The 10,573-nt window shown below is 44.0% G+C and carries 10 protein-coding genes; all 10 read left to right on the forward strand.

Annotated features, from left to right (window positions below; all coding sequences use genetic code 11):
- Positions 1-39 precede the first annotated feature (39 nt).
- Positions 40-1,128 carry a 3-phosphoserine/phosphohydroxythreonine transaminase gene (gene serC, locus ASL11_RS03180; protein WP_056609531.1) on the forward strand — a complete coding sequence of 363 codons (1,089 nt, stop codon included), beginning with the start codon at positions 40-42 and terminating at the stop codon, positions 1,126-1,128.
- Between the two features lie 592 nt (positions 1,129-1,720).
- Entirely contained in the window at positions 1,721-2,080 is a 360-nt protein-coding gene (gene nrdI, locus ASL11_RS03185; RefSeq protein ID WP_056609533.1) for a class Ib ribonucleoside-diphosphate reductase assembly flavoprotein NrdI, read from the forward strand.
- Entirely contained in the window at positions 2,067-4,151 is a 2,085-nt protein-coding gene (gene nrdE / locus ASL11_RS03190; RefSeq protein WP_056609535.1) for a class 1b ribonucleoside-diphosphate reductase subunit alpha, read from the forward strand. Before nrdI ends, nrdE begins: the two co-directional genes overlap by 14 nt.
- A gap of 21 nt (positions 4,152-4,172) precedes the next feature.
- Positions 4,173-5,159, forward strand: a complete 987-nt coding sequence (nrdF, locus tag ASL11_RS03195) for a class 1b ribonucleoside-diphosphate reductase subunit beta (protein ID WP_056609537.1) — start codon at positions 4,173-4,175, stop codon at positions 5,157-5,159.
- A gap of 132 nt (positions 5,160-5,291) precedes the next feature.
- Complete coding sequence (locus ASL11_RS03200) at positions 5,292-5,921, forward strand: YhbD family protein (protein ID WP_056609540.1); 630 nt, start codon at positions 5,292-5,294, stop codon at positions 5,919-5,921.
- Between the two features lie 13 nt (positions 5,922-5,934).
- Positions 5,935-6,615 (forward strand): polymer-forming cytoskeletal protein, encoded by a 681-nt coding sequence (locus ASL11_RS03205; RefSeq protein ID WP_056609542.1) that lies wholly within the window; start codon positions 5,935-5,937, stop codon positions 6,613-6,615.
- Between the two features lie 25 nt (positions 6,616-6,640).
- A complete protein-coding gene (locus ASL11_RS03210; RefSeq protein WP_056609544.1) occupies positions 6,641-7,381 on the forward strand; it encodes a hypothetical protein in 741 nt (246 codons plus the stop codon).
- Positions 7,382-7,438: 57 nt separating this feature from the next.
- Entirely contained in the window at positions 7,439-8,989 is a 1,551-nt protein-coding gene (locus ASL11_RS03215; RefSeq protein WP_056609546.1) for an MDR family MFS transporter, read from the forward strand.
- A 221-nt stretch (positions 8,990-9,210) separates the two neighbouring features.
- Positions 9,211-9,663 (forward strand): HTH domain-containing protein, encoded by a 453-nt coding sequence (locus ASL11_RS37310; protein ID WP_235550351.1) that lies wholly within the window; start codon positions 9,211-9,213, stop codon positions 9,661-9,663.
- A gap of 20 nt (positions 9,664-9,683) precedes the next feature.
- Positions 9,684-10,565, forward strand: coding sequence for an IS3 family transposase (locus tag ASL11_RS35565; RefSeq protein WP_235550352.1), 882 nt, complete (start codon positions 9,684-9,686; stop codon positions 10,563-10,565).
- Positions 10,566-10,573 lie beyond the last annotated feature (8 nt).

The raw sequence follows: 10,573 nt of genomic DNA on the forward strand, positions 1-10,573 counted from the left end.
ATCATAGCCATAATACAAAACGCAAAGGTGTGGTCACTCATGGGAAACAGGGCCTATAACTTTAACGCAGGGCCTGCGGCTTTACCTCTCGAAGTACTTCAGAGAGCACAAGAAGAGTTTGTTGATTTTAAAGGCATTGGCATGTCCATTATGGAAATTTCTCACCGTAGTTCGGAATATGAGCAAGTGCACAATGAAACACAAGCGTTATTGAAGCGTATTTTTGGTATTCCAGATGGGTACCAAATTCTCTTTTTGACAGGTGGAGCGAGCTCTCAGTTCTCCATGATCCCTATGAATTTCTTGAAGGCAGGCAAGGTTGGCAGCTATGTGCTGACAGGCGCTTGGGCCGAGAAGGCTGTGCAAGAAGCAGCACTATTCGGAGAAGTTTCGCTTGCTGCTAGTTCGAAAGAACAGAAATTTATGAAAATTCCTGCATTGAGTGACATTAACTTAGATCCGAATTCAGCTTACCTGCACATCACGTCCAATGAGACGATTGAAGGTGCGCAATTCCAAAGCTTTCCGGAAACAGGCAACATTCCTCTGATCGGTGATATGTCCAGTGATATCTTGAGCCGCCCAGTCGACGTTTCGAAGTTCAGCATGATCTATGCGGGAGCACAGAAGAACCTTGGACCATCTGGTGTGACCGTTGCGATTATTAAAGACGATCTACTCGTTGATCTGCCAAAAACAATCCCAACGATGATGCGTTATGAAACGCATAGCAAAAACAATTCCTTGTATAACACACCGCCAGCATACTCCATTTATATGGTGAATCTGGTGTTGAAATGGATTGAAGAGCAAGGCGGATTGACGGTTATTCAGAAGAATAATGTAGAAAAATCAGGCCTTATTTATAGCGCAATTGATAGCAGCAATGGCTTCTACCGTGGACCGGTAGATCTAGGAAGCCGTTCTGCGATGAATATTACATTCCGCTTGCAAGATGAAGAGCTGGAGAAGAAGTTCATTAAAGAAACCGAGCAGCAAGGGTTCGTTGGATTGAAAGGTCATCGCAGTGTCGGTGGTTTACGTGCTTCCACGTATAACGCAGTTCCTTACGCATCATGTAAAGCACTCGCTGATTTCATGACGGATTTCCAACAACGCAACAGCTAGGAAAATGAATTAAGCTATTCATGGCACCCTCGTGTGCGCGTGAATAGCTTTTTTTGTGCTGAGGCATGTAGTTTCGACCGAGGCGTTTAAAAGCCTGTAGAGGGTCACTGAGCAGGTTTAAAAGCGGTAATTGGAAGATGAGTTTGGACTAGATCTAGTAGAGGAGGAATGTCCTAGTCATTTCGACATATCCGAAAAAATCAAGTAAAAAATGAAAATATTTTTTCTAAACCCATCGAGCCACGCCCCGTCTAGGATTACGTGTTTTGGAATTGTAAATAGGTCGTTTTGCTCGTTGACAAACACAATATATTGATATAAATTTGAATCTATCAACTAGATGTCGTGATAAAAAGCGCATTGCGAGATTGCTAGCAGAAGGCTCATATCGAGCCGGAAATCAAGTGAAACCGCAGGTTTCAAGCTTTTTTGACCGTTTACGGAGTCGTGAAACAAATGCAGATTCTGTCGATTAATGGGTAGATGAACTCGCGAATGACAGACGATAGAATTGGTATCTTTACTACATATAGGTTACCCGCAAGCGAAGGCACAAGATAGAGAGAATTGAGAATGATAGGAGACGGAAGCTATGTTGATTGCTTACGATTCGAAGACTGGAAATGTTCGCCGTTTTATTGCGAAGCTCCAGATGCCCGCGGTACAAATTGAGGAAGCGATGACAATGGACGAGCCATTCGTACTCGTGACGTATACAACTGGTTTTGGACAAATTCCTCCCAAGGTAGCTTCTTTCCTAGAAAGTAATTCCTCTCGTCTTCAAGGCGTTGCAGCAAGCGGTAATCGCAACTGGGGAGACGGCTTCGCCAAAAGCGCAGATACGATCTCAGCACTTTATGATGTTCCCGTATTAACCAAATTTGAATTATCCGGCACGAAAAATGATGTAGAACGATTTGTTCAGGGGGTACAAGCAATTGCGGCACATTGAACTTAATAATGAATTAATGCAACGCGGTACGGATGGTTTTTTTCAATTAGAGAAGGATAAAGAAGCTGTTAAGGTGTTCATAGAAGAAGTACACAGCAGAAGCCTCACATTCCCCGATACCTCTTCGAAGGTTCGTTATATGATCGACAATAACTTCTACGAGAACGTTTATGACAAATACACCGAAGATGAAGTTAACAGCGTGTATCAAGTGGCACATGACAATCAATTCGAGTTCGCATCGTATATGGCAGCTTCGAAATTTTATACAGATTACGCTTTACGCAGTGACGATAAGACGTTATACCTCGAGCATTTCCCTGATCGCGTAGCGATCGTAGCCCTGTACTTGGGTCGCGGAAACGCTGAGACAGCACGCGTACTGGCCCTATCCATGATGGAGCAGCGCTTGCAGCCAGCGACACCTACGTTCTTGAACGCAGGCAAGAGTCGTCGTGGCGAATTAGTATCGTGCTTCTTGTTAGAAATGGACGATTCCTTAAATTCCATCAACTATGTATTAGCAACATGTATGCAGTTGTCCAAAATTGGCGGCGGTGTAGCCGTGAATTTATCGAAGCTTCGCGGGCGCGGTGAAACGATTAAAGGTGTTGAGGGCGCGGCGAAAGGTATTATTCCTGTTCTTAAGTTGATGGAGGATGCGTTCTCCTATGCGGATCAAATGGGTCAACGCAAGGGCTCAGGCGCGGCGTATTACAACATTTTCGGCTGGGACGTTATGGAGTTCCTAGATAGTAAGAAAATTAATGCGGATGAGAAATCCCGTTTGAAAACACTCTCCATCGGACTTATTGTACCGAATAAATTTTATAAGTTAGCTGAGGAGAACAAGCCTCTACATATTTTCGCTCCTTACACCGTTCTGCAAGCCTATGGCAAGCATATGGATGATCTGGATATGGATGAGATGTATGATGAACTTCTAGCGAACCCTAAAGTTAAGAAGAAAGCAATCATGAATGCACGTGATATGCTGACCAAAATTGCGACAACTCAACTGGAATCCGGTTATCCATATATGATGAATCGTACGAATGCGAATAAGGATCATGCTTTGAAGGGGATTGGGACGATCAAAATGTCCAATCTTTGTACAGAGATTTTCCAACTGCAGGAGACGTCCGAAATCAATGATTACGGTCAAGAAGACACCATTCTTCGCGATATCAGTTGTAATCTAGCTTCGATGAATATTGCCAATGTGATGGATCGTAAAAAGCTGCGCGAAACCGTGCACGAAGGCATGATTGCTCTAACTTCAGTGAGTGATATGACGACGATCCACAATGCGCCAGGTGTTGCCAAAGCGAATCGTGAACTGCATTCTGTCGGTCTTGGCGTTATGAATTTGCACGGCTATTTGTCCAAGAACAAAATTGCTTATGAGAGTGCTGAAGCGAAGGATTTCGTTCGCACCTTCTTTGCAGCGATGAATTTCTATTCCATTGAAAAAAGTATGGAGATTGCCAAAGAATCCGGCCAAACTTTCGAAGGCTTTGAGCTGTCGGAATATGCGAATGGGAACTATTTTACCCGTTATACAGAAACAGATTACCGTCCGCTCTCGGATAGAGTGAAAGCATTATTCGAAGGCATGCCGATTCCGTCGCCTAGCGATTGGAAAGCTTTGCAAGCTAACGTTCAGAAGCACGGGCTTTACCATGCGTACCGTTTGGCTATAGCGCCAACGCAAAGCATCTCGTATATCCAAAATTCAACATCCAGTGTTATGCCAATTGTTGAACCTATTGAGACACGTACGTATGCGAATTCGACAACGTATTATCCGATGCCATTCATGGCACGTGACAATTTCTTCTACTATAAATCCGCTTATCAAATGGATCAATTCAAGATTCTTGACCTCATCTCGGAGATTCAAACGCATGTGGATCAAGGGATCTCGACCATTTTACACGTAAACAGTGATGTTTCAACAAGACAACTTGCTAGATTATACCTGTATGCGGCACACAAAGGACTTAAATCGCTCTACTACACAAGAACCAACCAGCTATCCGTTGAGGAATGTGTAAGCTGCTCAGTATAAGTAGGAAGGGGACTACCATTCATGACAAGTGCACCAACGATCAATAAACCTATCGTCAAAAAAGCGGTGAATTGGAACCGGCCTGATGATGATTTTACAATTACGTTCTGGAATCAAAATATTATGCAATTCTGGACAGATGAAGAAATTCCATTGTCTGATGATAAAATGTCCTGGATCACACTCAGCAACGTTGAGCGTGAGCTATATATGAAAGTGCTTGGCGGTCTGACGTTGCTCGATACTATGCAGGGCGGCGTCGGGATGCCGAAGATCCTTGAGCATGTGGATGGGTTGCAGCGCAAAGCTGTGCTTAGCTTCATGGGGATGATGGAGCAGATCCATGCGAAGTCTTACAGTTCGATTTTCACAACGCTGTCTACGACAGAAGAGATCAACGAGCTGTTCCAATGGGTGGAGCGGAATCCACACTTGCAGTTTAAGGCGAATAAGATTTCACATTACTATGAGAATATTAATACGACCAAAGAGCTGTATCTAGCGATGGCTTCGTCAGTTCTGCTAGAAAGCTATTTGTTCTATAGCGGTTTCTATTATCCGTTGTACTTGGCTGGCCAAGGTAAAATGACGAGCAGCGGCGAGATCATTGACTTGATTCTACGCGATGAGAGCATCCATGGGTTGTACATAGGTGTGCTGGCACAAGAAGTCTACGCGGAGCTAAGCCCTGCCGAGCAAGACGAAGCGTACGCGACGTTGTGTTCGCTATTGAAAGAGCTACATGCGAATGAAGAAGGCTACACGGATAGTCTGTACGGACCGCTGGGACTGGCAGACGAAGTGAAAGCATTCCTTCGCTACAACGCGAACAAGGCGTTTATGAACCTAGGCGTTGAACCGATGTTCCCAGAAGAGGATATCAACCCGATTGTATTGAACGGACTGAGTACGAAGACGAAGCAGCATGACTTTTTCTCCAAAAAAGGCAATGGTTATGTGCGTACAATTCACGTCGAGGCTTTGACGGACGATGATTTTGTATTTTAAGTAATATAGATGAAAGATAAACCACCTGGGATGACTGGGTGGTTTTTTTTGTTTGAGTTTAGTTCAGTCTCAAGGCTGATTTACTGCGTAACATTGTTATGTTACATTGAAGTGGCAAAGGAGGGATGTACCTTGGATGAAGATTTGATATCGAAGAAAGAGCTACTCGAGCTAACAGGCATATCTTATGGGCAACTTTACCGCTGGAAACGCAAAAATTTAGTTCCAGAGGAATGGTTTATACGAAAATCAGCGTTTACGGGACAGGAAACGTTCTTTCCGAAGGGGCAGATGCTGGCACGTATCGATAAAATTGTAAATATGAAAGATGATTTATCGCTGGATGAATTAGCGGATGTGTTCTCTATCGTGCCAAATGACATGGAAATAGACAAATTAGAGCTAATTAAACGAAACATTGTTTCTCATCAAACCATAGATTATGCATCTCCATTTTTGGGAGCGACAGCGGTATACAGCTTTGAAGAAATGTTGTTTCTGTTTCTATTAGAGGACTGCTTACAATCCGGTGAAATAAGCCTCGATGAAGGGAAATACTTGCTTCTGACTTTGAAAGAGCAATATGCCAAGTTTGAAGGTAAGCCTTGTGATCTGATTTTTATACGTAAGATGGGTTTAACTTTATGTCTACTGGTTACGACAGGCAGTGAATTATTCTTCGAGCAAGGCGTGAAGGTTGTGCTCCGCGTGCAGGTGGCGAAGAAGATTGAAGAACTGAAACTGAAAATAACAACAACGTGAGGAGGTGACACCTATGCATACAGCAGAATTGAAGCGTAAACTGATGATTTCCGGAATAGGATCTTCTAATGGTGGGAGCTTCCGTACGGTTAAAATCGACGGCATGGGGCGTTTGGAAGGGGACGTTATATGCTCCGATTTTACGCTAAATGGGCGTGCAGAAGTGAATGGCAGTATTACATCTGAAACGGCAGAATTGCATGGAACGCTAACGATTCAGGGGAGTCTGAAGGCCAGACGTACCCGAATTCATGGCAAAGTCAAGATTGAGGGTAATTATGCGGGCGAGAGCCTTGAAATTAATGGCTCTTCAATAATAACAGGCAATTGTGAGGCGGAGAAGTTTAATGCCAATGGTAAGCTGCAGGTGGGCACGCTTAATGCAGATACGGTCCTTGTTACCTTGCATGGGCATAGTAAAATTTCAGAGATCGGCGGAGAACGAATCCAAATACGTAAGCAGCGAGGCATTGGCTTGGCAAGTTGGTTGAAGATTCTGCCTCTGGGGATTGGTAATCATTTGACGGTTCAAACCGTCGAAGGCGACCATATTTACTTGGAATATACAACGGCTGATGTCGTAAGAGGAGCGGATATTACAATTGGACCTGGTTGTGAGATTGGACTCATCGAATATACGGCAAAGCTCGAGCAAGATAAACAATCTAAGGTGAAACGCAGCGAAAAAGTGTAGCAAAGAGAGGAGGGTTTGAGGTACAATGGGAATAGACACAAACAAACGTTCGCAAATTGGTAATTTGAAGATTACGGGCAGCTCTACCGCGGCAGGGGGCCTGTATGATCGAATGAAAATTGTTGGAGAAGGCATCATTGAAGGCGATACGCAATGCCGGCTTCTGAAATGTATCGGAACATTAGAGATGGAAGGTAATTTGCAGGCAGGCGAAGCAGGCATTGTGGGCACTTTTTCATTGACGGGAAATGTTCGAAGCGATACAATGAAAAATTCGGGGACGGTGAGTATCAGTGGTGATGCAGAAATTGGATCACTTACTGGTTCAGGGACGATTGAAGTGAAAGGTCATATGCAAGGCACCATGATTGCACTTAAAGGGCATATCGCTGCAGGAGGGGATTGCGAAGTCGATGTGTTTCATCTAAAGGGCATGTTTGATGTGGGAGGACTACTGAACGCAGGAGAGATCAACATTAGACTTTTCCAAGATTCAACGGCGAAAGAGATTGGCGGAGAGAAAATTAGAATTCGCAAAGCGAGTTTGCTTCATCCGTTTAGCTTATTCTTCAGACCCTCATCGCATGCTAAGGTAACGGTATCGGTTATTGAAGGGGATGATATCTACGTGGAGCACACGAGAGCGAAAGTTGTTCGCGGCAACCAAGTTGTCATCGGTCCTGGTTGTGAAGTCGATCTAGTAGAATACAAGGTACACTTAGAGAAGAAGAAGGGTGCCATTGTGAAAGAGTCACGCAAGTTGTAATAATGTTTGTAAGTTCAGGGTGTAAGGCGAAAACAAATTGTAAAGGAATGTGTACGAATGACGAGTTCAAATAATAAAGTAGGCTTCGTCTTAGCAGGTCTACTCTTGGCCATGTTAATGGCGTCAATGGATAATACAATTGTTGCCACAGCGATGGGAACCATTGTAGGAGATCTTGGTGGACTGGATAAGTTTGTTTGGGTAACATCGGCCTATATGGTTGCTGAAATGGCAGGTATGCCGATTTTTGGGAAGTTATCCGATATGTTCGGGCGCAAACGGTTTTTTATTTTTGGATTAATTGTCTTCTTGGCTGCTTCTATCTTGTGTGGTACGGCAGAAAGTATTGTTCAACTTAGTATCTACCGAGCACTGCAAGGTATTGGTGGCGGAGCGCTGATTCCAATTGCGTTCACGATCATGTTTGATACGGTACCTGTCGAACAACGCGGGAAGTTAGGCGGTTTGTTCGGTGCGGTATTCGGTTTGTCCAGTATTTTCGGACCGTTGCTTGGCGCTTATATTACGGATTATATTAACTGGCATTGGGTCTTCTATGTCAATATTCCTCTTGGAATTTTGGCCCTTATTTTTATTGCGATCTACTACAAAGAATCACCGATTCATACGAAACAGAAGATCGACTGGTGGGGTGCCGTTACGCTGGTTGGTGCCGTTGTTAGCATGATGTTTGCCCTTGAGCTTGGTGGAAATAAATATGCATGGGATTCCAGCTTAATTATCGGACTGTTTGCAGCTTTCACTGTGCTAACGATTTGCTTTATCATCATTGAAAGAAAAGTAATCGAACCGATCATTTCATTCCCGATGTTTAAGAACCGTTTGTTTACGACGAGTAATGCGCTTGGATTATTGAGCGGGATGGGCTTTATCACGGCATCTGTGTATATTCCCATTTATATTCAAGGTGTGCTTGGTGGAACAGCGACCAATTCAGGGCTCGTACTCTTGCCGATGATGGTAGGCTCTGTATTCTCAGCGGTAGGCGGCGGTTTCTTAATGAATAAGATGCCATACCGGAACATTATGATGGTCTTTGTTGTCATTCTAGCAGCAGGTATGTACATGTTGACACAGCTTGAACCGGATACAAGTCGTTTGTATGTGACAATGTGCATGATCGTCGTTGGTGTTGGGATCGGTGCGAGCTTCTCCGTACTTTCCAATGCGGCGATTCATCACTTTGATCCGTCGCAGCGTGGTTCTGTGAATGCAACAGTCTCTTTCGTTCGTTCCTTAGGTATGACTTTAGGGATTACACTATTCGGAATCATTCAACGGAATGATTTCACAGCGAAGCTCAAGGAGATTTTTGCTGGAAGCGGGCAAGGCAACATGGCTGACAATCCAGCGTTTAGTGATCCTAGGGTACTGCTGGCACCTGAAATGCGTGCTCAAATCCCTGCACCTGTACTTGATAAAATTACAGCAGGGTTATCATCCTCGATTTCGTATACATTCATGTGGGCACTGATTCCAACAGCTTTGGCTGTTGTGGCAGCGGTTCTCATGAGTAAAGAGCGCTTGACCGAATCATTGGAGCATAAGCAAGCTGAGCAAGCCGCTGCAGAATTGAAAGGTCAATAGAAAGAAGCCTCATCCAAGTTGCTATGAACTGTGACCCGTAAGATGGACACTTTGAAAAAAGTGCCCTCTTACGGGTCATTTGTGTTTTAATCAGACTATGAGAATGGAGCGGAGGAAGAAACTGAACTGTGACCCGTAAGATGGACACTTTGAAAAAAGTGCCCTCTTACGGGTCATTTGTGTTTTAATCAGACTATGAGAATGGAGCGGAGGAAGAAAACATGAGCAAGAAATATAGTTCATTAATGCGGGAGAAGGGTTTCTCAGAGCAAGAGATTAAAGAGCTGGAAATAAATCCAAATGTCCTCAATGTGACTGAAAAGAGCATCACATATGCTCCTGCATTTAAGATTGCGGCTGTTCAAGCTTACGAAAAAGGCCAAACGCCAATGGGAATTTTTCTAATGGCAGGGTTTAACGTGGACATTATTGGCCACAAAAAACCAAAGCATTGCCTGAAGCGTTGGCGCAATATTTACGTTGCTCAAGGTGAAAAAGGGCTGTTGGAGGAACGTCGTGGGAAAGGAAGCACTGGCAGAAGAGCTGCGGTTGAGATGTCTATAGAGGAAAAACTAAAGCAAGCCGAGGCACGAATTAAGCTCCTTGAGGTCGAGAATGAGTTCTTAAAAAAGCTGGAAGCGCTCGAAAAGCAAAAGATGCTGAGGAAACATTAACACCCTCCGAGCGCTTCCAGTTGGTCAATCACACCATTCGTCAACATGGATTACAGCGTATGACGCGCTACCTTTGTAAGCTTGCAGGTGCTGTCCCAAGTAGTTATTACAGATGGTTACGAGCTGAAGAATCCCGGCAGCTCAGGGCGTTTGCAGACGAACGTGACGGTTACCTTATTAAAGAGCACTACTTTGCATTGAAGGGAAAAGCAGGAGCTCAGGCAATTAAAATGAGATTAGAGCGCAAGAGTTGCGTCGTTATGAACCACAAGAAGATCCGAAGGTTAATGAGTAAGTTTAATCTCGTTGCAACCATTAGGCGTTCTAATCCATATCGTAAAATGGCTAAAGCGACACAAGAGCACCAGACATGTCCAAATCTATTGAAGCGCCAATTTGACCAAGGAGAGCCAGAGAAGGTATTGCTTACAGACATTACCTATCTACGTTATGGGAATRGGCAATGGGCATATCTCTCATGCGTTAAAGACGGTGCGACCAAACAGATACTAGCTCACTATCTCTCTTCATCGTTAGAGCTCTCTATTGTCGAGCAAACGATTTACAGACTCCTAGAGCGATTGGATGGTAATATTCATCCTGCAGCCATCTTTCACTCGGATCAAGGCATGCACTATACRCATCCTAAAATCCGAAACTTAGTAAGCAAAGTAGGATTCATCCAATCCATGTCTCGCAAAGGTAACTGTTGGGACAATGCATCAATRGAATCTTTTTTCGGTCATATGAAAGATGATCTGACATACAAAGATTCAGAATCACTACACGAATTAAGAGCACGTGTGGACGATTATATTTCGTATTACAACTCGGAACGTTACCAATGGGGATTAAAAAAGATGACTCCTGATGAATTCAGAAGTCACCTTTTAGCGGCCTAATTAGGCCA

Origin of the sequence: Paenibacillus sp. Soil750, from assembly GCF_001428045.1 — a bacterium.
GTDB classification, from domain to species: Bacteria; Bacillota; Bacilli; order Paenibacillales; family NBRC-103111; genus Paenibacillus_E; species Paenibacillus_E allorhizoplanae.